General features: G+C 36.5%; 23 protein-coding genes, 3 tRNA genes and 1 pseudogene. 26 read left to right on the top strand and 1 reads right to left on the bottom strand.

The genetic code is table 11. The features are described 5' to 3' along the window. Positions 1-11 precede the first annotated feature (11 nt). From pgsA to OOL07_RS04750, 3 genes are all read left to right on the top strand, one after another. Positions 12-575 carry a CDP-diacylglycerol--glycerol-3-phosphate 3-phosphatidyltransferase gene (pgsA, locus tag OOL07_RS04760; protein ID WP_264695352.1) on the top strand — a complete coding sequence of 188 codons (564 nt, stop codon included), beginning with the start codon at positions 12-14 and terminating at the stop codon, positions 573-575. Between the two features lie 53 nt (positions 576-628). Further along, a tRNA-Gly gene (locus tag OOL07_RS04755) sits at positions 629-704 on the top strand. Positions 705-742: 38 nt separating this feature from the next. Then, positions 743-816: transfer RNA gene (locus tag OOL07_RS04750), tRNA-Cys, on the top strand. 399 nt (positions 817-1,215) lie between these two features. On the opposite strand, the pseudogene OOL07_RS04745 reads toward OOL07_RS04750, so the two are convergent. Further along, a pseudogene (locus OOL07_RS04745) lies at positions 1,216-2,376 on the bottom strand (class I SAM-dependent DNA methyltransferase); the annotation flags it as partial. 200 nt (positions 2,377-2,576) lie between these two features. On the opposite strand from OOL07_RS04745, the gene treZ reads away from it, so the two are divergent. The 23 genes from treZ to OOL07_RS04630 all read left to right on the top strand — a co-directional run bounded on the left by treZ (position 2,577) and on the right by OOL07_RS04630 (position 26,066). Continuing rightward, a complete protein-coding gene (gene treZ, locus OOL07_RS04740) occupies positions 2,577-4,412 on the top strand; it encodes a malto-oligosyltrehalose trehalohydrolase (RefSeq protein WP_264695351.1) in 1,836 nt (611 codons plus the stop codon). Positions 4,413-4,437: 25 nt separating this feature from the next. Next, positions 4,438-7,374, top strand: coding sequence for a malto-oligosyltrehalose synthase (treY, locus tag OOL07_RS04735; protein WP_264695350.1), 2,937 nt, complete (start codon positions 4,438-4,440; stop codon positions 7,372-7,374). Between the two features lie 7 nt (positions 7,375-7,381). After that, a complete protein-coding gene (locus OOL07_RS04730; RefSeq protein WP_264695349.1) occupies positions 7,382-7,891 on the top strand; it encodes a hypothetical protein in 510 nt (169 codons plus the stop codon). 53 nt (positions 7,892-7,944) lie between these two features. After that, a tRNA-Leu gene (locus OOL07_RS04725) sits at positions 7,945-8,029 on the top strand. Positions 8,030-8,109: 80 nt separating this feature from the next. Continuing rightward, entirely contained in the window at positions 8,110-9,408 is a 1,299-nt protein-coding gene (tig, locus tag OOL07_RS04720; RefSeq protein WP_264695348.1) for a trigger factor, read from the top strand. 44 nt (positions 9,409-9,452) lie between these two features. Then, complete coding sequence (clpP, locus tag OOL07_RS04715; protein ID WP_264695347.1) at positions 9,453-10,064, top strand: ATP-dependent Clp endopeptidase proteolytic subunit ClpP; 612 nt, start codon at positions 9,453-9,455, stop codon at positions 10,062-10,064. 73 nt (positions 10,065-10,137) lie between these two features. Next, complete coding sequence (gene clpX, locus OOL07_RS04710) at positions 10,138-11,418, top strand: ATP-dependent Clp protease ATP-binding subunit ClpX (RefSeq protein ID WP_264695346.1); 1,281 nt, start codon at positions 10,138-10,140, stop codon at positions 11,416-11,418. Positions 11,419-11,485: 67 nt separating this feature from the next. After that, positions 11,486-13,900, top strand: coding sequence for an endopeptidase La (gene lon, locus OOL07_RS04705; RefSeq protein WP_264695344.1), 2,415 nt, complete (start codon positions 11,486-11,488; stop codon positions 13,898-13,900). A 30-nt stretch (positions 13,901-13,930) separates the two neighbouring features. After that, a complete protein-coding gene (locus tag OOL07_RS04700) occupies positions 13,931-14,449 on the top strand; it encodes an SPOR domain-containing protein (RefSeq protein ID WP_264695343.1) in 519 nt (172 codons plus the stop codon). A gap of 8 nt (positions 14,450-14,457) precedes the next feature. Next, positions 14,458-14,952, top strand: a complete 495-nt coding sequence (locus OOL07_RS04695) for a CvpA family protein (protein WP_264695342.1) — start codon at positions 14,458-14,460, stop codon at positions 14,950-14,952. 2 nt (positions 14,953-14,954) lie between these two features. Continuing rightward, positions 14,955-16,472: an amidophosphoribosyltransferase gene (purF, locus tag OOL07_RS04690; RefSeq protein WP_264695341.1), complete on the top strand. Its 1,518-nt coding sequence runs from the start codon at positions 14,955-14,957 to the stop codon at positions 16,470-16,472. 25 nt (positions 16,473-16,497) lie between these two features. Continuing rightward, positions 16,498-17,004, top strand: coding sequence for a YceD family protein (locus OOL07_RS04685; protein ID WP_264695340.1), 507 nt, complete (start codon positions 16,498-16,500; stop codon positions 17,002-17,004). 28 nt (positions 17,005-17,032) lie between these two features. Next, entirely contained in the window at positions 17,033-17,227 is a 195-nt protein-coding gene (rpmF, locus tag OOL07_RS04680; protein ID WP_264695339.1) for a 50S ribosomal protein L32, read from the top strand. Between the two features lie 7 nt (positions 17,228-17,234). Then, positions 17,235-18,257, top strand: coding sequence for a phosphate acyltransferase PlsX (gene plsX / locus OOL07_RS04675; RefSeq protein WP_264695338.1), 1,023 nt, complete (start codon positions 17,235-17,237; stop codon positions 18,255-18,257). Beyond that, positions 18,230-19,225: a beta-ketoacyl-ACP synthase III gene (locus OOL07_RS04670; RefSeq protein ID WP_264695337.1), complete on the top strand. Its 996-nt coding sequence runs from the start codon at positions 18,230-18,232 to the stop codon at positions 19,223-19,225. Before plsX ends, OOL07_RS04670 begins: the two co-directional genes overlap by 28 nt. 10 nt (positions 19,226-19,235) lie before the next feature. Beyond that, positions 19,236-20,180 (top strand): ACP S-malonyltransferase, encoded by a 945-nt coding sequence (gene fabD / locus OOL07_RS04665; RefSeq protein ID WP_264695336.1) that lies wholly within the window; start codon positions 19,236-19,238, stop codon positions 20,178-20,180. Further along, complete coding sequence (gene fabG / locus OOL07_RS04660) at positions 20,177-20,920, top strand: 3-oxoacyl-ACP reductase FabG (protein ID WP_264695335.1); 744 nt, start codon at positions 20,177-20,179, stop codon at positions 20,918-20,920. Before fabD ends, fabG begins: the two co-directional genes overlap by 4 nt. 102 nt (positions 20,921-21,022) lie before the next feature. Then, positions 21,023-21,262, top strand: coding sequence for an acyl carrier protein (gene acpP, locus OOL07_RS04655; protein WP_197743664.1), 240 nt, complete (start codon positions 21,023-21,025; stop codon positions 21,260-21,262). Positions 21,263-21,327: 65 nt separating this feature from the next. Beyond that, the gene (fabF, locus tag OOL07_RS04650; protein WP_264695334.1) at positions 21,328-22,572 is read left to right on the top strand and encodes a beta-ketoacyl-ACP synthase II; all 1,245 of its coding nucleotides are present in this window, start codon (positions 21,328-21,330) and stop codon (positions 22,570-22,572) included. Between the two features lie 19 nt (positions 22,573-22,591). Next, entirely contained in the window at positions 22,592-23,422 is an 831-nt protein-coding gene (pabC, locus tag OOL07_RS04645; protein WP_319804042.1) for an aminodeoxychorismate lyase, read from the top strand. Then, positions 23,415-24,431 carry an endolytic transglycosylase MltG gene (gene mltG / locus OOL07_RS04640; RefSeq protein ID WP_264695333.1) on the top strand — a complete coding sequence of 339 codons (1,017 nt, stop codon included), beginning with the start codon at positions 23,415-23,417 and terminating at the stop codon, positions 24,429-24,431. The genes pabC and mltG overlap by 8 nt, the downstream gene beginning before the upstream one ends. A gap of 8 nt (positions 24,432-24,439) precedes the next feature. Continuing rightward, positions 24,440-25,078 (top strand): dTMP kinase, encoded by a 639-nt coding sequence (gene tmk / locus OOL07_RS04635; protein ID WP_264695331.1) that lies wholly within the window; start codon positions 24,440-24,442, stop codon positions 25,076-25,078. After that, positions 25,071-26,066 (top strand): DNA polymerase III subunit delta', encoded by a 996-nt coding sequence (locus tag OOL07_RS04630; protein WP_264695329.1) that lies wholly within the window; start codon positions 25,071-25,073, stop codon positions 26,064-26,066. Before tmk ends, OOL07_RS04630 begins: the two co-directional genes overlap by 8 nt. The last annotated feature ends 2 nt before the right edge of the window (positions 26,067-26,068 follow it).

Below are 26,068 nucleotides of genomic sequence, written 5' to 3'. Positions count from 1 at the left end.
GTTACATATCTATGCCTATCTATACGATTCCTAATTTAATCACTATCCTTCGTCTTATCGCTATTCCGGCTTTGGTGGTTATTTTTTACCTTCCTAATACTCGAGAAATTTGTGCTGCATTGTTTATTTTTGCTGCGATTACAGATTGGTTAGATGGTTATTTAGCAAGAAGATGGCAACAGACTTCACCTTTTGGTGCTTTTTTAGATCCAGTAGCAGATAAACTTATTGTAGTGGTATCCCTGATACTGATTCTACAAAGCTATCCTTCCACCCTGATGGCACTTTCAGTCATGATTATTGTAGGTAGAGAAATTTTAGTATCTGCTTTACGTGAATGGATGGCTAGCATGGGGATGCGTGATACGGTTGCTGTCTCTAAGTTAGGTAAATTTAAAACCACCTTTCAAATGATTGCGATTTCCCTACTTTTATATCGAAATTCGGTAGGATCCATCTCAGTATGGGATATTGGGTTAATGTTATTATATATATCTGCTATTCTTACCTTAGGTTCTATGTTAATATATTTTAGTGCAGCTTGGGCAGCACTGGCACGAACTGGAGAGTACTAGTTTATATCAGTTGACATAGCTGTACCCATTGATGGAATATCTATCTTTAAGAGGCGGGAATAGCTCAGTTGGTAGAGCACAACCTTGCCAAGGTTGGGGTCGCGAGTTCGAGTCTCGTTTCCCGCTCCAGTTGTTTTTGATATTTTTATAAGTAAGCCAATGGATTAGGCTGGGTGGCAGAGGGGTTATGCAGCGGCCTGCAAAGCCGTGGACGCCGGTTCAAATCCGACCCCAGCCTCCAATTTACAAGCCCGGGTGGCGAAATAGGTAGACGCAAGGGACTTAATAAGTTTGAGCACCTAGACTGGAAACATCTAGTGTGAATGGAGTCAAATTCGGGGAAGCCTCAGCATAATATGGATGGTGGTAATCCCGAGCTAAGCCTTTTTAAGGAAAGTGTAGAGACTTAACGGCTCCTGCCTAAACTATGAAACATAGTAGGGTAAAGAGAAAGTCCAGACCACAAATATATATCGGAGCTATCTAAGATATATAGCAACGAAAGTTGTAGTAGGTATGAAAATCCCTCGGGGGAAACCCCATGCCGGTTCGACTCCGGCCCCGGGCACCACATGAAATGAGGATAGATACGCCTGCCTTTAAAAATATTCTCTAAGATCTTAGCTAAATTAAAGCTTTTCCTTCGGATATCCTGCTTCCGTAAGCGGTTTTTATTGCCATCTTTCACAAAACCTTTACTGGCATCTATCATAAAGATTCCTTTCCGCTGTAGTGCATCTTCTTTATCCAACACAATCACACAGGCAGGAATCCCTGTGCTATAAAATAAATTAGCAGGCAAGCCAATGATTCCTTTGGTATAGCCTTTTTTGAGGATTTCTTTTCGAATTGCCCCTTCTGTATTTCCTCTAAATAAAACTCCATGGGGTAAAACCACGGCAGCTTTTCCGGTGGATTTGATGACTTTAATAATATGTAGTAACCAAACATAATCGCCATTTTTATCCGGGGGTATACCAAGGTCAAAACGATTGAATTCATCCTGTTGTGGATTAATCCCGTTGCTCCAGTTTTTTAAGGAAAAGGGGGGATTAGCCACCACATAATCAAATCTTTTCAGCGATCCATCTTCTTCCTGATAAAATGGTCTTGAAAGGGTGTTGTCTGCCACCACCTCAGCGGTGGGATTGTGATGCAAGATCATATTCATTTTGGCAAGGTTTGCGGTAGCAGTTTCTTTTTCTTGACCATAAAGCGTGATTTGCTTGCCCGACTGAGTAGCCACTTTTAATAATAAAGATCCTGACCCACAGGCAGGGTCATGAGCTGTAGTTTGAGGAGTGGTATTATCGGGTCTGATGCCAATTACGGTGGCTAAAATTCTTGAGACTTCTGCCGGGGTATAAAACTGCCCCTTACTTTTTCCAGATTCAGTGGCGAAATTTCGTATTAAATACTCGTAGGCATCCCCTAAAATATCATCGCCATCGGCAGTATTTTTGGCAAAATCCAGTTTACTGTCGTTAAAAATTCCGACTAGGTTAGAAACCGTATCTACCAAATTCTTACCTTTCCCCAGTTTGCTTTCATCATTGAAATCAGGGAATTCACTTAGCTGATTGGCTTCTTTAATTGGATTGAGGATTTACTTGTTGATCTTGTTTCCAATCTCACTATTCCCAATGAGTTCTACCATATCACCAAAGGAAGCCCCTTTGGGGACGGCAATTGCGGCATAGGGATCGTCTTTATATTTGTCAGAAATATATTTTACAAACAATAAGGTAAGGACATAGCCCTTATATTGGGAAGCATCCATCCCCCCACGTAATTCATCACAATATTTACTATTTTATAAGATACAAATATAACTAATATCAAATGGTTAACTGTATATTTATTTTATAATTTTTAGCAGAGTCTTGTTCTATAATCTATTAAATAACTGTATTAACCTGCCTTTTGTTTCCATGTTTTCTACCGTTAAAGCTCCTTATCTTCTGTTACAATTATCTAAATTAGTTTCAATAGAGTATTAAAATGCAGTACTACCATCATATGCCTTTCGGTGCTGAATTAACTACAAAAGGTGTCCGCTTTCGTCTTTGGGCACCCTCTGCCCAGAGCGTAACTCTATTATTAGGAGAAAATGCTCATCCGCTAGAAATGCCTTCACAAAGTGAGGGTTGGTTTGAGTTAGAAACTGATCAAGCAACCGAAGGGACTCTATATAGGTATAGGATAAACGATGGAGCGATTGTCCCGGATCCTGCCTCTAGATTCCAGCCTCAAGATATTCACGGATTCAGCCAAGTGGTAGATCCGGAAAAATTTCAATGGAAAAGCGAGAAATGGAAGGGTAGACCTTGGGAGGAAGCGGTTATTTATGAGGCACATATAGGCGCTTTTACGCCAGAGGGTACTTTTAAAGCACTTGAGGCAAAAATCCCTCATTTAGTAGAATTAGGCATTACCGCTTTGGAAATTATGCCTATTGCTGATTTCCCGGGGCGTTGGAATTGGGGCTACGATGGGGTGTATTTGTTTGCCCCTGATAGTAGTTATGGGACTCCTGCAGATCTAAAATCCTTAGTTCAAACAGCACATCACCATAGATTAATGGTGTTTTTAGATGTAGTTTACAATCACTTTGGGCCGGAAGGAAATTATCTACATCAATACGCTCCAGATTTTTTTACCGAAAAATATCATACTCCTTGGGGTGCGGCCATTAACTATGATCAAGAAAATTCCGAGTGGGTTCGGCAATTTTTTATTAACAATGCGTTATTTTGGTTACTAGAATACCAATTGGATGGTCTTAGGTTAGATGCGATTCATGCCATTTATGATCATTCTGCTCATCATATTCTTAAAGAACTAGCTGAAACAGTTCATTGTACACTTGAGTCTGATCGGCATATTCACCTTATTCTTGAAAATGATAGTAATGAGGCTCGCTATTTGACTCGAAATGAGGAAAATCAACCTAATTGGTATGTGGCCCAATGGAATGATGATATTCATCATATTCTGCATATTTTAGCCACTCAAGAAAAAACAGGCTATTATGTAGATTATGCAGATCGTCCTACTACTCATCTGGCAAAATGTTTAAGCCAAGGATTTGGCTATCAGGGTGAAATATCTCATTTTAGGAAAAATCAACCTAGAGGGGAATCTAGTAAGGATTTGCCACCCGGTGCTTTTATTTCTTTTTTACAAAATCATGATCAAATAGGTAATCGGGCTTTTGGAGATCGGATTAATACCTTAGCAGACGATAGGAAAATAAAAGTATTAACAGCACTTATATTGCTTGCTCCATTTCCTCCTATGTTATTTATGGGACAAGAATGGGGCTCAAAGCAGCCTTTTTTATTTTTCTGTAATTTTGGTGATGAACTATCAACCAACGTTCGGGAAGGAAGAAAGCGAGAATTTGCAGCTTTTCCCGACTTTAAGGATCCGGAAACCCTAGAGAGGATCCCTGATCCAACGAACCCTGTTGCATTTCAAAATAGTAAGCTTAATTGGCAAGAATCTGAAAGTAGCGAGGGAAAGGGGTGGTTAAGCTTATTTAAACGCTTATTAGCGTTACGCCATGAAATGGTGGAACCTAAACTAAACCAGATGACTTCAACAAATGGAATCTACACTTTCTTAGCTGAAAGCGGGCTATGTATTACATGGCAGTTCAAAGATTGCTCTCAATTAATTATGTTCATCAATTTAGGAGAGACAGTAATTCGCTTACCGAACACCCTTCCTAGCCAAGCTATTTTTTCTACTGTTGAACATTTAGATGAAGTAGTTAAAACTCATATTTTACCTAGCTGGTCTCTTATTTGCTTTTTACATACTCTCTCTAACTAATTAAGATTAGGAATCTAAAAAAAATATGCCTACAGAGGTATCCTCGATTAATATTCCTCGTGCGACTTATCGATTACAATTTAATAAATTATTTACTTTTGCTGATGGGGAAAAACTTATTCCCTATCTGCATAAGTTAGGGATTAGTCATTGCTATGCCTCACCTTACCTGAAAGCTCGCTCTGGTAGTCTCCATGGTTACGATATCGTTGATCATAGCCAGTTAAATCCAGAAATAGGTAGCTTAGAGGATTTTGAATCGATGGTGGCTTGTCTGCACCGCTATGATATGAAACAAATTCTGGACATTGTACCTAATCATATGGGGATAGGGGGAGATGATAACCGCTGGTGGTTAGATGTACTAGAGCATGGTCCGGCATCCAAATATGCTTCTTATTTTGATATTGACTGGCAACCTTTTAAGGAAGAATTGCGTGGTAAAGTTTTACTACCAAGATTAGGGAAGCATTACGGCGAGGCATTAGAAGATGGAGATATAAAGCTTTTTCTTTCATCTGAAACAGGTCAATTTACTATCTGTTTTTATGATCAGCATTTGCCTGTTGATCCTAGTACTTACCCATATATCTTGGAGCATAAATCTGATTCATTATTAGGGGGTAATTCAATTGAGACAGATCCTTATTTTTTAGAGTATCAAAGTTTAATTACTGCTTTTAAAAACCTCCCTGATCGAAATGCACTATTAAATGATCCAGAAAGAAGAGAGGAGCGGCTACGAGATAGTATTATTTTTAAACGACGTTTGGGAGAAATTTGTCAGAAATGCCCTGCGATTAAAGAGTTTATTGCCAATATTGTTTCCATATTTAATGGCGGTCAAACTAAACATTTTGATTTACTTCATCACCTACTAGAAAATCAAGCCTACCGCCTTACCTATTGGCGAGTAGCAGCTTATGAGATTAACTATCGTCGCTTTTTCGACGTAAATGATCTTGCTGGGCTCAATATGGAAATTCCAGAAGTATTTACTGCGACCCATAGCTTTATTTTAGAACTGATAAAAACAGGAAAAGTAGATGGACTGCGGATTGATCATCCAGACGGTCTTTATGATCCTCCTCAATACTATCAACGGCTTACGCAGTATATTGCAGAAGCCAAAGGGCAGCCTAGCCAAGTACAAGTAATAGATAATTCTGCTAAGCCTAACTTCTATATTGTTATTGAAAAAATTCTTGCTAGCTACGAGCATCTTCCTCAAAGTTGGTCTATTTGCGGTACGACTGGGTATAACTTCGCCAATATATGTAATGGAGTTTTTATTTATTCATCTACCCAAAAAGAATTAGAGCAAATTTATGCTCGTTTTATTAAGTATCAATTTGACTTTGATAGATTGCTTTATAAATGTAAAAAAATAATTATTAAAACTCGTATTTCAAGCGATCTTACCGTATTGGTGAATATGCTAGATAATATTGCCCAATCCAGCCGGTACTCTCGAGATTTTACGTTAAATGGTTTACGGGAAGCTTTGATTGAAATTCTTGCCTACTTCCCAGTGTATCGAACTTATATTAATGTAGATCGAGTTTCCGAAGAAGATAAACGGTTTATTCAGTGGGCAATAGCACAAGCTAAGAAAGTAAACCCCGGAGAAGATACCACTATCTTTGATTTTATCCAAAGCATTCTTCTTTTAGAAATACCTACCGGCGTGGATATTTATCAAGAAATTATCCCTTTTGTCATGCGGTTTCAACAGTATACAGGGCCTGTCATGGCAAAGGCCTTTGAAGATACCGCACTTTATACCTATAACTATTTTACGTCATTAAATGATGTGGGTTGTGATCCAAGGAATTATGGCACAACGATTGCGGCGTTTCATCGAGAAAATCAAGGTCGAGCACAAAGATGGCCCTACGCTATGATCGCTTCCTCTACCCATGATAGTAAGCGAAGTGAAGATGTTCGTGCTCGTATCAATGTGCTTTCAGAAATACCTGCTAAATGGCGTACGTCATTAAACCTCTGGCGAAGAATAAATATTCTAAAAATTAGGAAATCTAAAGACCATCGAGTACCTAGTTATAATGATGAATACTTGTTTTATCAAACAGTCTTAGGTACTTGGCCACTATATGAGATGGATGAAAAAGAACTGGCTAGTTATAGAGATCGCATCGAAACTTATATGATTAAAGCTATACGAGAGGCTAAAATCTATAGCTCTTGGATTAGTCCTGATCATGAATACGAATCAGGACTAATAGACTTCATACATAGTACTTTGAGCAATTTAGAGAAAAATAGATTCTTAGATAATTTTTTACCCTTTCAAAAGGAAGTTGCTTCCTATGGGTTATTAAACAGTGCATCCCAAGTTTTTTTAAAGTTAACTGCCCCCGGTGTACCTGATATTTATCAGGGTAACGAACTTTGGGAGTTTAGGTTAGTAGATCCAGATAGTCGGGCGCCTGTTAATTTTTCATTAAGAGAGCAAATGCTAGAGGATTTAATTGATACGGCTAACAAGACACAATCTCTTTGTACTTATGCCTATGATCTACTTAAGAATAGAGAAGATGGGCGTTTAAAGCTTTTTTTAATTTGGAAGGTGCTTAATTTTAGATCTAAGTACTCACAGCTATTTGAAAATGGAGAATACATGCCTTTATCTATTCAAGGAGAAAAGGCAGATCATTTATGTGCTTTTTTAAGAAAGAATGAAAACCAAGTAGCTATTATTATCGCCTCTCGTTGGTTCTCTATTTTAGGAAGTGATGACAATGGGCTCCCTTTAGGCGAGTCTTGTTGGCAAAATACTCAAGTAGAAATTCCGGAAATAGAAAAATGTAATATATTTAGGAATATATTAACTGATCAAGAGGTAGAGATTACATCAGGGTTGAGAAAATTCTATATAAATAGTAGTCAAATTTTCACTCATTTCCCTTTAGCTTTATTGATACCATCAACAATGGATTAAAGTAGCAATGAATTTCTTACTCATCTTAAGAAATCCACGGATATGGTTAATTTTAATCATCATTCTAATTATTTTTACCTCATTTCGTAAATCTCGCCCTTATATACTAGGAGTTCTTGGGTTATTAATTTTTGCAGGTTTTATCCTTTCAGAACCAGAGGAGATATCAGAGCGAGCTAAGACCCTGATTCCTGTTAACCAAATTAGTGTATCAGAAGCAGATTTACAGCCTAATCGGGGAGTGGGCTGGAATTTTATTGGAGAAATCTCTAATCAATCCTCTTATATACTCACTGGTTTTGATATTGAATTGATTGTACAAGACTGTAAGGACATACAGAATCAAGAAAATTGTAGTACTATTGAGAAAACAGAAGCTCATATTAGCTTATATCTAAATCCTAATGAGCAAAAATCTTTTCATAAACGGCTCTATCTAAGCGAGCTTCATCCAGAGGGTCAGATAAAGTGGTCTCATCGTGTTCTTTCTACAGAAGCTAAAGTAAATAAAGAGTAGGGTAGTATATATTTGTGTTTTTAGGATAAAATAACAGCACTGTAAATTAAAAAGCGAAAGTGGCGGAATAGGTAGACGCGCTGGTTTTAGGTGCCAGTGGGGTGACCCGTGAGAGTTCGATTCTCTCCTTTCGCACCAAATTAGTTTCTCATCTTCTTAGTAAATCTGCTTTATCTACAATAAATTAAAATAATCTTAAACCACTGAGGTAAGTTTTTATGGAGGTTGTAGTAGAAAGAATTGACGAACTAAAGCGTCGATTGACAGTTAAATTACCGTCAGAAAATATAGGATCTCAAGTTAGGGAGCGAATTCAAGCAATGGCTCCTAGAGCGAAGATTAATGGGTTTCGCCCTGGAAAAATTCCTTATAAAGTATTGGAGCGTCATTACGGTGCTACCGTACATAAAGAAATTATAGATCATTTAGTACAAAGTAGTTTTCAAAATGCGATAAAGCAAGAATCTCTTCAGCTTGCGAGTACACCAAAAATTGACTTTCCCCAGCTTCCCTCAGATCAACCTTTTCAATATATAGCAACTTTCGAGGTTTTACCTCAAATTGAATCGATTAATTTATCAGGGATTAAAGTTAAACGACCAACTGTTCAGATTACTGAGGATGACATAATTCAAGTCATCAATAAACTTCAATACCAATACGTTCAGTGGAATCCTGTGGATCGTCCTGCCCAGAAAGAGGATGGAGTTACTATTTCTTACCGTGGCACTATTGATGGGCAACTTTTTCCTGGTGGAGAGCGGGAGAATTTTTTCACCATCTTAGGTAAGTACACTATGCTTGAGGATTTTGAGAATCACTTAATAGCTGCTCAAAAAGATCAGCAACTCAAATTTAAAATTACTTTCCCAGCAGATTATCATAACCAAGATCTTGCTAGTAAAGTTGCTCAATTTACCGTAGATGTTTTATCTGTGGCAGAACCAAATCTTCCAGAAATTAATGAAGCATTTGCGAAAAAATTAGGAATTAGCGATGGTAGTGTAGAAATGCTTCGACAAGAGGTAAAAAAATCTATGAATCGTAGTTTAGAGCAAGGAATTCACGCTCGTGTACGAGATCAAGTTATGGATTTTCTCCTTGTTAACCATTCTATGGAAGTGCTACCCCAATCTTTAGTAAAGAGTGAAGCAGAGTCTTTACTTAGAAGAGCAAAAGAGAATCTATCTAAAAAAGGAATAGATACTCACAAAATATCTTTAGAGTTGAGTCAGTTTGAAGAACAAGCACGTAAACGTATTGCTTTAGGCATTATTTTAGAGGCTATTATTGAAAAAGCAGATATTAAAATAGATCAAGGAAAAATAAAAGAAAAAGTGGCGGAGTTAGCTGCTAATTACGAAGATCCAGAAGGATTTGCTCGATGGGTTTTTAGTAATCGAGAAAAACTTTCAGAAATTAGAGGTAGTATTATAGAGATGGAGGCAATTAATTGGGTATTAAGCCAAATTGAAGTCTCTGATGAGCCTATGGGGTTCCAAGAAGTTGTACATTGATTTATAAAGATTTACCAAAGTATATTAAACGGACAAAATAGGACATGGCTAATTTTAATACTTTAGTCCCTATGGTTGTAGAGCAAACCAACCGAGGTGAACGAGCCTATGATATTTACTCTCGACTATTAAAGGAACGAGTTATATTCTTAGTTGGTGCAGTTGAAGATCACATGGCTAATTTAGTTGTTGCTCAGTTACTTTTTTTAGAGTCAGAAAACCCGGATAAAGATATTCATCTCTATATTAATTCTCCGGGAGGATCAGTCACTGCAGGGTTATCTATCTATGATACGATGCAGTTTATTAAACCTGATGTAAGTACACTTTGCCTTGGGCAAGCTGCAAGTATGGGAGCAGTGTTGCTTGCTGGAGGAGCTACTGGAAAAAGGTATTGCTTACCCCATTCTCGGGTCCTTATTCATCAACCTTTGGGTGGATTTCAAGGTCAGGCAGTAGATATTGACATTCATGCAAAAGAAATTTTGCTGATACGAGAGCGATTAAATCAAATACTTTCCTATCATACGGGGCAATCCATTGAAAAAATCCAAAAGGATACAGATCGAGATTATTTTATGAGTGCTGCAGAGTCTGTTACCTATGGGATAATTGATACTGTCATTGAAAAACGAGGCGAGATACCTGCAAATTAGTGTAGTAGTGTGTATTATTTATTAAATTATGAAAGCAAATGTACTAGCTCACTTTAATGAGGGACTTTAAGTTATGAGTGATGATAATCCTCAGAAAAGCAAGGATGACAAACTTCTTAATTGCTCCTTTTGCAGTAAGAACCAACATGAAGTAGTTAAGTTAATTGCGGGACCCGACTCAGTATCTATTTGTGATGAATGTGTAGAGCTTTGTAACGATATTATTCGAGAGGAGTTACGGGATAAACCGTTTACCGACAAGAATAACTACCTTCCTACACCCCATGAAATCAGGGATATTCTTAATCAGTATGTGGTTGGTCAAAATCATGCTAAAAAAATATTAGCAGTTGCTGTTTATAATCATTACAAGCGACTACATCTTGGTAAAAAAAATAATGAGGTTGAATTATCAAAAAGTAATATTTTACTCATAGGTCCTACTGGAAGCGGTAAAACTTTATTAGCAGAAACCCTAGCCCGTTTATTAAATGTACCCTTTACTATTGCTGACGCAACAACTCTTACAGAGGCAGGGTATGTTGGTGAAGATGTAGAAAATATCATCCAAAAACTCCTGCAAAAGTGCGATTATGATGTTGAAAAGGCACAAACAGGCATTATATATATAGATGAGATAGATAAGATCTCTCGTAAATCAGATAACCCTTCTATTACTAGAGATGTCTCCGGCGAGGGTGTACAGCAAGCATTGCTTAAGCTTATCGAAGGAACTACAGCATCAGTCCCCCCTCAAGGAGGGAGAAAACACCCACAACAAGAGTTCTTGCAAGTAGATACCACGAATATCCTTTTCATTTGTGGTGGTGCTTTTTCAGGGCTTGAGAAAGTAATTGGAGATCGATCTAAGAAAAGTGGGGTTGGGTTCTTTGCTGAAGTTAGAAGTACTGAAAGTAAACGTAGTGTTGGTGAGATACTAAAAGAGGTAGAGCCTGAAGATTTAATAAAATACGGATTAATTCCAGAGTTTATAGGGCGTATGCCTGTTATTGCAACTTTAGATGAATTAGATGAGGATACTTTTGTACGTATTCTAACAGAACCTAAAAACGCCCTAGTTAAGCAATTTTCTAGTCTTTTTGAAATGGAAAACTGTACTATAGAGTTTCGAAAGGATTCGTTACAAGCTATTGCAACTAAAGCGATGAATCGTAAAACAGGTGCTCGAGGGCTACGATCAATTCTTGAAAATATATTACTGGATGTGATGTACGATCTCCCTTCTATGGAAGGGGTAAGTAAAGTAATCGTTGATAAAAATGTTGTTTACGGAGAATCTGAGCCTTTACTAGTGTATAAGGATCAAGAAAACTACAGGGCAGCATCAGACTAATTGGGTAATGGTATTTGTTTAAATACCGCTCTCTATTATAGGTTTATACATAGAATCAGAGGCATATATGGATAAAGATAGTACAGTACCTGATATAACTGAAGAGACTATACCTGTTTTACTATTACGTGATGTTGTAGTTTATCCATATATGGTTATCCCTCTATTTGTAGGTAGAGAGAAATCCATTAAAGCACTTGAAGTAGCCATGGAGTTTAAACAACAGATACTATTAGTAGCTCAAAAAAATCCTAGCCTTGACGATCCTAAACTAGAGGATATCTATGATATTGGAACTTTAGCCAATATCCTTCAGCTATTAAAGTTACCAGATGGTACCGTTAAAGTACTAGTAGAGGGTAGTGAAAGAGCCAAAGTACAACAATATGTAAATAATGATAGTTATTTTTGTGCTCAACTTTCTCAATATAAAGAAAAAGAATATAGGGTTGATAGTCAAGAAATAAAAGTTTTAGCTCGATCTTTACTCAACCAATTCGAGCAATATGTTAAATTAAATAAAAAAATTCCTCACGAGATATTATCTTCTTTATCGGGTATAGATAACCCTGCCCGTCTTGTAGATACAATTGCTGCACATATAACACTAAAAATAGAGGAAAAACAATCTCTATTAGAAGTAGATGATATCCAAGAAAGACTCGAGCACTTGTTGGCTCTTCTAGAATCTGAAATTGATATTCTACAAATAGAAAAGCAAGTACGTAATCGAGTTAAAAAGCAAATGGAGAAAAGCCAACGAGAATATTACTTAAATGAGCAAATAAAAGCTATTCAAAAAGAACTTGGGGATATTGAAGATATACCAAATGAAGTTGAGGATCTTGCTAGTAAAATTGAAAAAGTTGGGATGCCACAAGAAGCTAAATCTAAAGCAAGAGCGGAACTTAGTAAGCTACAAATGATGTCTCCTATGTCTGCAGAGGCAACTGTGGTAAGAAATTATCTTGATTGGTTGGTGGACGTACCATGGAAAAAAAGAAGCAAAATTAGTGCAAATCTTGTTAAAGCTGAGTCTATTCTTGAGTCTGATCACTATGGCTTAGAGAAAGTTAAAGAAAGAATAATAGAGTATCTTGCGGTACAGCAACGGGTAAAATATCCTAAAGGACCAATTTTATGTTTAGTTGGACCGCCTGGGGTAGGAAAAACATCGATTGCCCGCTCTATTGCCCGCGCAACTAATCGTAAATTCTCTCGCATATCCTTAGGGGGAATTCGGGATGAGGCTGAAATTCGCGGTCATCGAAGAACCTACATTGGTTCAATGCCAGGTAAAATTGTTCAAAATCTAACAAAAGTAGGTACAAAAAACCCCTTATTTCTGCTAGATGAAGTAGATAAAATGGCAATGGATTTCCGCGGCGATCCTGCATCAGCACTACTAGAAGTATTAGATCCAGAGCAAAATCATGCTTTTAATGATCACTACTTAGAAGTAGACTATAGTCTGTCTGAAGTAATGTTTGTTGCTACTGCAAACACCTTAAATATCCCTAGTCCTTTATTGGATAGAATGGAAGTGATTAGAATTCCAGGCTATACAGAAGATGAAAAAATTAATATTGCTCAGAATTATCTTCTTTCAAAATCTATCAGAAATCACGGTTTAAAAAAAAGCGAGATATCCATATCACAAAATGCAATTCAAGATATTGTTCGTTATTATACTAGGGAGGCAGGTGTTCGCAATTTAGATCAAGAAATATCAAAAATTTGCCGTAAAGTTGTTAAAAATATCCAGCTCAATATTGCTAAGAAAGTTGCAATTACTAATAAAAATCTAGAGAAATTTTTAGGGGTAAAACAGTATCGTTTTGGTCTTGCTGAAGATCAAGATCGAGTAGGGCAAGTAACCGGATTGGCTTGGACTGAAATGGGGGGGGATTTACTCACAATTGAAGCAGCAATCATGTTGGGAACAGGTAAATCGGTCTATACTGGTCACTTAGGTGATGTGATGCGAGAATCTATTCAAGCAGCAACTACAGTAGTAAGAAATCGTACAGACCGTCTAGGAATCGCTCAAGATTTTTATCAAAAATATGATTTACATGTCCATGTTCCTGAAGGTGCTATTCCTAAGGATGGACCTAGTGCTGGCGTAGGAATGTGTATTGCTTTAGTTTCTGCACTAACAGATATTCCAGTACATGCACATGTTGCGATGACTGGAGAAATTACCCTACGTGGTGAAGTTTTAGCGATTGGTGGTCTTAAGGAAAAGCTACTTGCGGCATTACGGGGCGGGATAAATGTTGTTATTATCCCTGAAGAGAATTGTAAAGATTTAGTAGATCTTCCAGAAAATGTTAAAAGTGGGCTTGATATTCGCCCTGTTAGATGGATTGAGGATGTACTTGCAATTGCATTGCAAAAAATGCCTCAGCCTAAAGAAATTGAAAATCACCTTATAGATGTGAAAGAAGGAAAAGAGTCTGAATTAATTAGAGCACACTAGCATTTAAATGCTCAAATAGTGGTATTTATTATGGAAGGGTTAATATTAGAAAAAGAAATTAAGCAACGACTTATCGGGGCATTAGTTCTGTTAGGATTAGGTATCATTACAATACCTATACTATTGCGATACCCATCTAATTTAGAACCTAATAGTTTAGGGAGTAGTAATACACCTGGATTTGATCGTGAATTTTCATCATCAGTGGAATTATTATCTAATAATGATCAAAATTTAGATGATCTCGATTCTTTTTTTGAAAGCGAAAATAGAAAGGCTACTCAAGATTCTAATATAGCTAACAGATACAACAATACTTCTCCTCTATTAATTCAAGTAGGAAGCTTTTCTCATAAAGAAAATGCGATACAGATCAGGGACAAAGCAGTTTCTTCAGGATATAAGGCGTTTATAGAATCAATGCAAAGCGGTAATCAAATAATTTATAAAGTAAGAATTCGTTTAAACCATAACCAACCAACAGATCCAGCAGCACTTAAAAAATTACTAGAACAACAATTGGGTACAAAATCTATTTTTATTAAATAAGATTCGCTATGGTGAATCACTTTATTTGGATCGATTACTTAATTACAGGAATAGTTTTAATCTCTAGTTTTATTGGTTTTTCTAGAGGATTTGTTAAGGAATTTTTATCTCTTATCTCTTGGGGGGTAGGATTTTTGGTAGCGTGGCATTTTTCATCCCAGATAACTTACCTAGTTGATGAAATACTTCCGTCTGTCCCATTGTCGTTTCAAACAGCGACTGCTTTTTTTTTATTGCTTATTACGGTTTTGCTGTTGAGTGCTATTGTTAGTGTCCTCTTAGGATTTCTAATAAAAGAGATGGGATTAACAAACATAGATCGCATTTTAGGTATCTTTTTTGGTGCCATTCGAGGTGTAGCAATTATTGTAATTTTAATTGCCCTTTCTGAAATGACTTCACTCTCTCAGGAGGCTTGGTGGAAACACTCTCAATTACTAGTTTACTTTCAAGGTTTTGCACTTCAAATTAAGTCTTATATACCTATGGATATATTGAATTAATTATGGGCGGTGTTATCGGAATTGTTGCAACAGAAGCGGTAAATCAAGCTCTATATGATGGACTTACAATACTACAGCACCGCGGACAAGATGCTGCTGGAATTGTCACTTATGATAGGAGTAAATTATTTTTACGAAAAGGTAGCGGCCTCGTTAAAGATGTATTTCGCACTAATCATATGATGACTCTTAAAGGATGTATCGGAATAGGTCATGTGCACTATTCTACTTCCAATAATTCCTCTCCTACTGAAGCTCAGCCATTCTATGTAAATTCTCCTTATGGAATTACTATCGCTCACAACGGTAATTTAACCAATGCAGCAGAATTGAAACAAGCATTGTTTCAGTCTGATAAACGCCACATAAACACTAATTCTGATTCAGAGGTATTACTCAATGTACTGGCTCATGAATTACAGCAGTTAGATAAAATAGCGCTTACTCCGGATGATTTATTTACAGCAGTTTCTCAAGTCTATAAGCGTTGTCATGGTGCATATGCAGCAATTGCTATGATAGCAGGTTATGGCATATTAGCTTTTCGAGATCCTTGCGGTATCCGCCCATTGGCTTTTGGTAGCCGCTTTATAGAATTAGAAAATAAACATGAATATATTATTGCATCTGAAAGCGTAGCAATTGATTCTCTTGGATATAATCTTATTCGAGATATACAGCCAGGGGAGGCTATTTTCATCGATTCTAATAGCAATTTTTACACTCGTAAATGTGTAGAGAGTACTATATACGCTCCTTGTATCTTCGAATATGTTTATTTAGCTCGCCCAGATTCCATTGTTGATAATATTTCTGTACATAAATCTCGTATGCGTATGGGGGAAAAATTAGCAAGAAAAATTCTACAAGAGTGGCCGGATCATGATATTGATGTGGTTATTCCAATTCCAGATACAAGCCGTAGTGCTGCTCTGCAGCTCTCTTATGCTTTAGGAGTTGTATACCGAGAAGGATTCATTAAAAATCGATATATTGGACGAACATTTATTATGCCGGGTCAGAAGCAAAGGAAAAAATCAGTTCGTCAAAAATTAAACCCGATTAGTTTAGAATTTAAAGATAAAAATGTATTACTCGTAGATGATTCTATTGTGCGAGGTACAACTTCACAGCAGATTATTCAAATGGCTAGAGATGCTGGAGCTAAAAAAGTTTACTTTGCCTCTGCATCCCCCCCGGTTCGTCATCCAAATGTTTATGGGATTGATATGCCTGCAGCCAATGATCTAGTTGCTTATAATCGATCTGAAGAAGAAATTGCTATTTTACTCGGTGCCGATAGACTTATTTATCAAGATTTATCGGATTTAATTGAAGCTGCGCAAAAATATAATCCTAGTATTACAAAGTTTGATACTTCTTGCTTTGATGGGGATTATGTGGCAGGTAATATTAGTTCCAAATATTTCGATTTAAATGCTACAAGTCATATGGAAGCTACTTCTCCTGCTTTAGAAACAAATTCCATGAATGCAATTGAAATTCATAATTTTACCTAGTAAGAATTAGATTTCCCCTTTTTTTATGCTAGCATACTTGCCTAATGAGGTATTGCCTTGGCAGTTAGTGAAATCTGGCACTACCTTGGAAGGAGAGATTTTATTTGCAAATATGCCACGAGTAATAGAAGAGGTTTTAAATAAAACAGGATCGGTATGGGCAAATTTAAAATTTGGGTACGATAATAAGGGAATTCCAATTATTCAGGGCAATATTAAAGCTAATATATATTTTACTTGTCAGCGGTGTTTACAGCCAATGAATACTGGAATAAGTAGTAAAATAGCATTATGTTTGGTTTATAAAGATACGGATATCGATCAATATAATAAATTACCTTATGAATTTATAGTATTAAGTACTCTAGATAATCTTTCTTTATGGGATTTAATAGAAGATGAATTATTATTATCTTTTCCTATAGCACCTAAACATGTGCAAGAATCAAATTGTTTAAGTGGAGAAAGTCCTTCTATAAGCAATCTAAACAATAAGCAAAATTCGTTTTCTGTTTTAAATAAGTTAAAGTAACTTACTAATAATTAGGATATTTTTAAATATGGCTGTTCAAAAAAGCAAAAAATCTACCTCTAGAAAAGGTATGCGCCGTGCTCATGATGCATTAACTGGTCCTACCCTATCTACAGACTCTCTATCTGGAGAGCTTCATCGTAGACATCACATTACCCCTGATGGTTATTATCGGGGAAGACAAGTAATAATAAAAAAGAATAATACCGAGGAAGAGGAATAAATTAGTTTTGGCTATTACAATTGCACTAGATGCAATGGGTGGGGATTATGGCCCCCAAGTTGTTGTCCCTGCCGCATTAAGTGTACTTCTTGAAATAAAAGATGTAACTCTTATTTTAGTAGGGGATCATCAATTAATTTATAATCTAATAATAGCAAATAAAGGAGCACTTGATGAACGGCTAACTATCCAACATGCCTCTCAAAAGGTAGAAATGGATGAGTTACCCTCTCAGGCGTTGCGCAATAAAAAAGACTCTTCTATGCGGGTAGCTATTAATTTGATTAAATCAGGAAAAGCAGACGCTTGTGTAAGTGCGGGTAATACGGGTGCTTTAATGGCAACTGCTCGATTTGTATTAAAAACTTTACCTGGGATAGATAGGCCAGCGATTGTTTCTACTTTACCTACCGTATTAGGACATTGTTATGTGCTTGATTTAGGTGCTAATGTAGATTCCAGTGCTGAGAATCTATATCAATTTGCTCTAATGGGATCGGTGTTAGCTAGTGCTATTGATAATGTACCCAACCCTAGAGTAGGTTTATTGAATATAGGAACCGAACTTATTAAAGGTAATGAGCAAATTAAAAAAGCTGGGCAGATGCTAGCTAAAAGTCGCTTAAATTACATTGGATTTGTAGAAGGGGATGATATTTATAAGGGTAGTGCTGACGTAGTGGTATGCGATGGGTTTGTAGGTAATGTTGCGTTAAAATCTAGTGAAGGAGTAGCCCAGCTAGTTAAACATTTCTTAAAAGAATCCTTTGATAGTAACTTTCTTACCAAGTTTATAGGTTTTTTAACTCTACCTGTTCTCAATAAATTCCGCAAAAAAATGGATCCAAGGCGATATAATGGTGCCAATTTGATTGGATTAAATGGTGTTGTCATAAAAAGCCATGGTGGAGCTGATATTATGGCTTTTGCCCATGCAATTCATATTGCTATTATTGAAGCTCAAAAAGATGTACCTAAACACATTAGTATTCACTTAGAGCCATGGTTAGTAGAGAGGCAAGTCAGTTGAGAAACTATGCTCGTATTATAGGTACTGGAGGATATCTTCCAGAGAAAATACTTACTAATGCTGATTTAGAGCAGATGGTAGACACTACAGATGAGTGGATTACAAAAAGAACGGGCATAAAAAAAAGACATATTGCAGATACAGGGCAAACTGCTTGTGACTTAGCTGAGATGGCTTCCCGTAATGCTCTAAAAGCAGCCCAGATATCCCCTTCGGATATTGATCTTATTATTGTAGCTACGACAACTCCTGATCGGATTTTTCCTAGTACTGCATGCTTGCTTCAGAAAAAATTAGGTATTTCTGGGTCAGCTGCTTTTGATATACAAGCGGTTTGCACTGGATTTATTTATGCCTTAAGTATTGCTGAAAAATTTATTCATACGGGAAGTGCACATACTGCTTTAGTTGTAGGTACTGAAACTCTGTCTAGAATTATTGATTGGCAAGATCGAACTACCTGCGTACTTTTTGGCGATGGAGCAGGTGCTGTCGTATTACAGGCAAGCAAAGATCCTGGAATTATCTCAACTCATTTGCATGCAGACGGTAATTATCAGCAGTTACTTACTGTTCCTGCTGGAATCTCTGAAAATTATCATAAATTAAGAAAAGAGGGAGCATTTATCCAAATGCAAGGCAGTGAGGTTTTTAGAGTAGCTGTACGTACTTTAGAGCGGATCGTGGAGGAAACCTTGGCTGCAAATAATATGGATAAGGGGGAAATTGATTGGTTAATTCCACATCAAGCTAATATTAGAATAATTGAAGCGACTGCAAAAAAGCTAAATCTCCCAATGGAAAGAGTTGTCGTCACTGTTGATTCCCATGGGAATACTTCTGCTGCTTCCGTGCCTCTAGCACTTGATATAGCAGTTCGAGATGGTAGAATTAAAAGGGGAGATAAGTTATTTCTCGAAGCCTTTGGAGGCGGCTTTACTTGGGGTTCGGCATTATTAAAATATTAATATACGTATTATGAGTGACAAGCTTGCTTTTTTATTTCCAGGCCAAGGATCACAAACCGTAGGTATGCTTGCTGAGTTATCTAATGCGTACCCAAAAGTAAAGGAGGTGTTTGCACAAGCATCCACTGTATTAGATTACGATTTATGGCACCTTATTCAAAACGGACCTAAAGATCGTTTAAATCTTACTGAACACACTCAACCTGCGATGTTAGCAGGAGGGGTGGCTGTTTGGCAAATTTGGCGTAGCATGGGTGGAAAATTTCCTGAATTTATGACTGGTCATAGTTTAGGTGAATATAGTGCATGGGTTTGTGCTAATAGCTTAAAGTTTGAGATTGCAGTAGATGCAGTAGCTCATAGAGCTGCTTATATGCAAGAGGCAGTGCCAAAAGATATAGGAGCAATGGCAGCAATCTTAGGACTTAAAGATGAAGAAGTGAAAGATATCTGCCAGCAATTAAACAATAATGGAATTGTGGAACCAGTTAATTTTAATGCACCTGGTCAAGTAGTTGTTGCCGGACATAAGCATGCTGTAGATAAGATGATCGAAAAAGCACAACGTATTGGTGCAAAAGCGTTACTCTTACCTGTAACTATTCCTTCTCATTGCCAACTTATGTTACCAGCAGTAACTAAATTTAAAGAATATTTAGCCAATATTTCTATTACTTCTCCATCTATTCCAGTAGTAAACAATATAGATGTGGCTATTAATAATAATCCTGAAGATATTCGAGATGCTTTAATACGCCAGCTTAATCATCCAGTACGCTGGGTAGAGATAATTAACTTTTTAATAAATCAAGGTGTGGACACATTCATTGAGTGTGGACCAGGGAAAGTTCTTGCTGGATTGGTAAAAAGAATAGATAGGAGTGTAACTGTGCTATCTATTTTTGATATAGATAGCCTTAATAAGGCATTACAAATTACTGAGAAAAATAAATGAGCTTAGAAGGGAAAATTGCCTTAATAACAGGGGCTAGCCGAGGAATTGGCTATGCTGTAGCTCAAACCTTAGCTACACAAGGTGCTGTTGTCATAGGTACAGCCACATCGCAATTGGGTGTAGATAAAATTGATTCATTTATAAGAGAAAATGGCTGGTCTGGTAGAGGTATTATTCTAGATGTTTCTCAATCAGAATCTATTGATCAAGCTCTTACATTAATTTCAGAGCAAATAGGTATTCCTACTATTCTTGTAAATAATGCAGGTATTACTCGAGATGGATTACTGATGAGAATGAAAGATAGCGATTGGGAAGCAGTAATTAATACTAATCTTACTTCGATTTATCGGCTCTCCAAAGGGTGTATTAGGGGAATGCTTAAATCTTCGTGGGGGCGTATTATTAATATATCTTCTGTAGTAGGTATTATGGGAAATAGAGGGCAAACTAATTATGCAGCTTCAAAAGCTGGAATGATTGGTTTTACTAAATCTCTCGCCCGTGAAGTAGGTGCTCGTGGTATTACAGTAAATGCTATAGCTCCTGGATTTATTGAGACAGATATGACTGACGTGCTTACTAACTCTCAGAAAGAGGGATTATTATCTAATATCCCACTAAATAGATTAGGCAATGTGCAAGATATAGCTGCAGCTGTTGCCTTTCTTGCAAGCTCTGAGGCAGGATATATTACAGGAGAAACAATTAATGTCAATGGTGGGCTTTGTATGGCCTAATAAGATGTATTAAGGAAACAGTTAAGACAGTATTAAAATTAATAGAATACTTTTAAACTTATCATTTTTATATAAAAAATATTTTTGGAGAAATAAATTATTATGAGCGATATAGAATCTCGAGTTAAAGAAATTGTAGTTGAACAATTAGGTGTGAATCCTGAAGAAGTAACAAATGAATCATCTTTTGTTGATGATTTAGGTGCTGATTCATTAGATACTGTAGAGCTTGTGATGGCGTTAGAAGAGGCTTTTGAATGCGAAATTCCTGATGAGGAAGCAGAAAAAATTTCTACAGTTCAAGAAGCGATTGATTATATTAAAGAGTGTCAAGATAAATAAAATATAGGCCGTGCGGTAATCAGCGCGGCCTTTTTTCTTTTTTAGTTTAGTGATATTAAAGACCGTTGATAAATAGAAGAGTTGTTGTTACTGGACTGGGTATTATTTGCCCAGTAGGATTAAATATAAAAGATTCTTGGAGTAATATCCTTAAAGGTAAATCCGGGATTAGACCGATTACTGATTTTGATGCTACTCATTTTCCTGTCCATTTTGGCGGTACTATTGAAGGATTTGATGCTAAGAGCTATATTCCTTCTAAGGATTCCAAGAAAATGGATCTTTTTATCCATTATGGTATTGCTGCTGCTAAAGAGGCAATTAGCGATTCAGGTTTAGAAATTAACGAAGAGAACGCAACTAGGGTTGGGATAGCTCTAGGTTCTGGTATTGGTGGGCTTCATGCCATCGAATTATCCCATGAGACTTATCTGAATGGAGGACCAAGAAAAATCTCCCCATTCTTTGTACCTAGCAGCATTATTAATATGCTTGCAGGAAACCTCTCCATTATATATGGCATGAAGGGTCCTAATTTAGCTATTGTGACTGCATGCTCAACAGGTACTCATAATATCGGGGAAGCAATGTATATCATTAAACGAGGTGATGCAGAGGTAATGATTGCGGGTGGTGCAGAAATGTCTACTTCTCCAATGAGTTTAGGTGGTTTTGCAGCTGCTCGTGCTTTATCTACCCGTAATGATGATCCAAAAACTGCAAGCCGTCCTTGGGATATAGATCGAGATGGATTTGTACTAGGCGATGGTGCCGGCGTTTTAGTATTAGAAGAACTAAACCATGCTCAAAACAGGGGTGCAAAAATTTATGCAGAACTTGCAGGGTTTGGAATGAGTGCTGATGCATATCATATGACTCAACCCCCTGAAAGTGGAGAAGGTGCAATTCGTTGTATGAATAGTGCACTTAAAAGTGCTCAAATTAATGTTGAATCTCTAGATTATATTAATGCTCATGGTACTTCTACACCAGTAGGTGATCAAATTGAAGCCCTAGCAATTAAGACTTTTGTAGGAAATTTCGTAAAAAAAATTGCTGTAAGTTCGACGAAATCTATGACAGGTCATTTACTAGGAGCTGCAGGAGGAATAGAAGCGATATTTTCTATACTTTCCATCAGAGATCAAGTTATCCCTCCCACCATAAATGTTTTTAACCTTGATCCTAAATGTGAAGGATTAAATTATGTCATTGGTACATCCCAAGAAAAAGAAGTTAAAGTTGCACTATCTAATTCTTTTGGGTTTGGTGGTACAAATGGATCTTTAGTATTTAAGCAATTTAGTTAATCCTACCTATTGTTTTTCTCTGAAAAAAACACTAATTAACGGTAGCCCATCTTCTAAAGTTTCGTTTTCTGATCGAGGATTTCAATATGGGGATGGTTTATTCGAGACCATCGCAATTCATAAGGGAAGGATTCCTTTCTATAATTTTCATCTTAATCGCTTAAAATTAAGTTGCCACCGATTAAAATTTCCTGTTCTAGATTCAAAGGTTTTAGATAAAGAAGTAACAGAACTCTGTAGTGAAATTTCTCAAGGGGTTCTGAAGATTATCCTTACTAGAGGAATATCAGAACAGAGAGGCTATCGTATTCCACATAATAATAAGCCTACTCGAGTGCTCTCTATCCATCCTTGGCCAGATTATCCTATAGATTTCTCCAAAAATGGTATTACACTTCGGATTTGTACTACTACTTTAGGACATAACCCAATACTCTCTGGGATTAAACACTTAAACCGGCTAGAACAAATACTTGCTCGAAGCGAATGGAGTGATCCAAAAATTCCAGAGGGGATAATGCTGGATAATAAAGGACAAGTAATTTCTGGAACTATGAGTAATATTTTTATCTTCACATCAAATTATTTACAAACTCCAGATCTTAATAATTGCGGGGTTGCCGGAGTAATGCGAGAGTTTATATTACAGAGAGTGCCTACTTTAGGAATAAAAACTATCGTTAAACCAATAAGTTTAAATGACTTAAAACAGGCAGAAGAAGTATTTGTTTGTAATAGTTTAATTGGTCTATGGCCAGTACGTCATTTAGAGGAAATATCTTATCCAATCAGTACTAAAACTAGAGATATTCAAAATCTTATTCAGATGTGGATAGAGGGTTATGAGTAAAAAAAGACTCTTCTTTTTTTTTCTATCTATTATATTATCTTTAGGGGTATGGATTAAATTCGAATATCATAAATTTATTAATACATTTCTTAAAGTAGAGGAAGGCGGCTCTTATTTTGAGATACCTAAAGGAGCAACCGCTCGCTCTATAGCTAAAGAGTTATATGACCAAGGATTACTACTCACACATCCTCTATATTTTTCTTTATTTACTCGCTGGAAGGGAAAAACTCAAGCAATAAAAGCAGGCGAATACTATATTCCTTCCGAAACTACACCTCCTTCTTTCTTAGCGCAAATTGTAAATGGAAAAGTTGTACAGCATAGTTTTACTATTATTGAGGGTTGGACTTTTATTCAGCTAATAAATGCAATTAATAACACTCCTTATCTACAGCATACTCTAATTCAGAGTGGACCTACTGAAATTATGGAGTACTTAGGATATTCAAATATCCATCCTGAAGGTAGATTTTTTCCAGATACTTATTCTTTCCCTGCTGAATTTACCGATATTTCTATTTTAAAACGCGCTTTTCAACTTATGGAAAATCACTTAATGAGTGAGTGGGATAATCGTGCTCCGAATCTACCTTATCAAAACCCCTATGAAGCACTCACTATGGCCTCAATTGTTGAGCGAGAGAGTGCTCTTGAGATAGAGCGGTCTATCATCTCTGGTGTATTTATAAGAAGATTAAAAAAGAAAATGCGATTACAAACTGATCCTACCGTTATTTATGGGCTAGGAGAATTATTTACAGGCACATTACATCGCTCAGATTTAAAGAAAGATACACCCTATAACACTTATACTCGTTTTGGGCTACCTATTACTCCTATCTGTATGCCTAGCCTAAAATCATTGCATGCAGCCTTACACCCTGATGATGGAGATACATTATATTTTGTTGCTCGTGGCGATGGTAGTCATCAATTCTCTACTAGCTATGAAGAGCATAGAGATGCCGTGCAAACCTATATTCTAGGTAAAAATAAGCAGCACTAAATTACCCTATGGGAAAAAACAAAAAAGGATATTTTATATCTCTTGAAGGTATTGATGGTGCTGGAAAAAGTACCCAAATAATATTTATTCAACAGTTACTAGAAAATTTGGGAAAGGAAGTTATCTTAACTCGGGAACCGGGAGGTACTTCCTTAGGGGAAAAAATTAGGGAAATACTACTATCTAGAGATGAAGATAGTATGCTTCCTTATAGCGAGCTTTTACTTATATTTGCAGCTAGAGTTGATCACCTTGAGAAGGTAATTATACCTGCATTAACAGAAGATAAATGGGTCATTTGTGAGCGATTTACTGATTCAAGCTATGCCTATCAAGGGGGAGGTAGAGAATTACCTTTAGAATTGATTCAACTTATTGAAAAATGGACAATCTCTAGCATACAGCCAAACCTTACCTTTCTGTTTGATCTTCCTATCAATATTAGTATGCAGCGAAAACAGGGAAGAGATCGCTTTGAGCAAGAACAGAATGATTTTTTTGAGCGGGTGCGTATGTCTTATCTCCAGCTAGCTAAACAGTATACTAATAGATACTATATTATTGATGCATCCTTAGATAGATTAGAGATACAAAAAGTTATAGAAAAAGAGATTTTCAATTTTTTAAAAAAAATAGAATATGCATGAGCTTTATCCATGGCATCAATCTCACTGGCAGAACCTAATGGCTGCAAAATATGCTAAAAGAGTGCCCCATGCTATATTGCTCTCTGGTCCTAGGGGTATGGGTAAGCATATTTTTGCTGATCATTTAGTAAATAATTTATTATGCGATTTACCTGGAGAAGATAGATTAGCTTGCGGTGTTTGCTTTGGCTGTGTTTTATTTAAAGCAAATACTCATCCTGATCATCTTAGGATATCACTTCCAGAAGAGAAAAAAATAATTTCGATAGAGCAAACTAGGGAAATTTATCAGCATTTAATGTTAAAAGCTAAAAAATCAGTATTTAAAACTGTGACTATTTTAGCTGCTGATAAAATGACTATTAGTGCTGCTAATAGCTTACTGAAAATATTAGAAGAACCTCCTAAGAATACAGTTATTACTTTAATAAGTACTTCACTATTTTCGTTACCCATTACTATTCGTAGTCGGTGCCAAAAATTTCGGTTTTTTACCTCTAAGATAGAAACGGAAAAATGGCTCGTCCAGCAATTACCTTCTATAAATTCTAAGCAAGATATTAACTTAATGCATCTATTGAATTTGGTGGGAGGGGCACCACTAAGAGCATTATCCTATCTAGAACAGGATCTTTTATCGCAAAGAATTAAGCTAGCCCATAATCTTTTTTCCTTAAAAGTAAATATTAACCCTCTCAAGATAGTAGAAGATTATATATTGCAAATATGGGAGGAAGCTCTATATTGGATGATACTATTTATGATGGATATGATTAGAATTAAAAGAAATGTATCTACTGAGCTTTTAATTAACATAGATATAGAAGATTCTCTTAGGAAATTCTCTAGAAAAGTAGAATTAAAATCACTATTTTCTCTTTTAGAAAAGATAGAATATAGTTTATGGTTACTTACGAATCGCACACAAATTAATGCACAACTTCTATTAGAAAAATTACTAATCGATTGGTTTTTTCTTTTCACTTAAAC

This window comes from Candidatus Nitrosacidococcus sp. I8, from assembly GCF_945836005.1.
GTDB lineage: Bacteria > Pseudomonadota > Gammaproteobacteria > Nitrosococcales > Nitrosococcaceae > Nitrosacidococcus.
The sequence above is the reverse complement of the archived record's forward strand: the minus strand, read 5'-3'. Positions and strand labels throughout refer to the sequence as shown.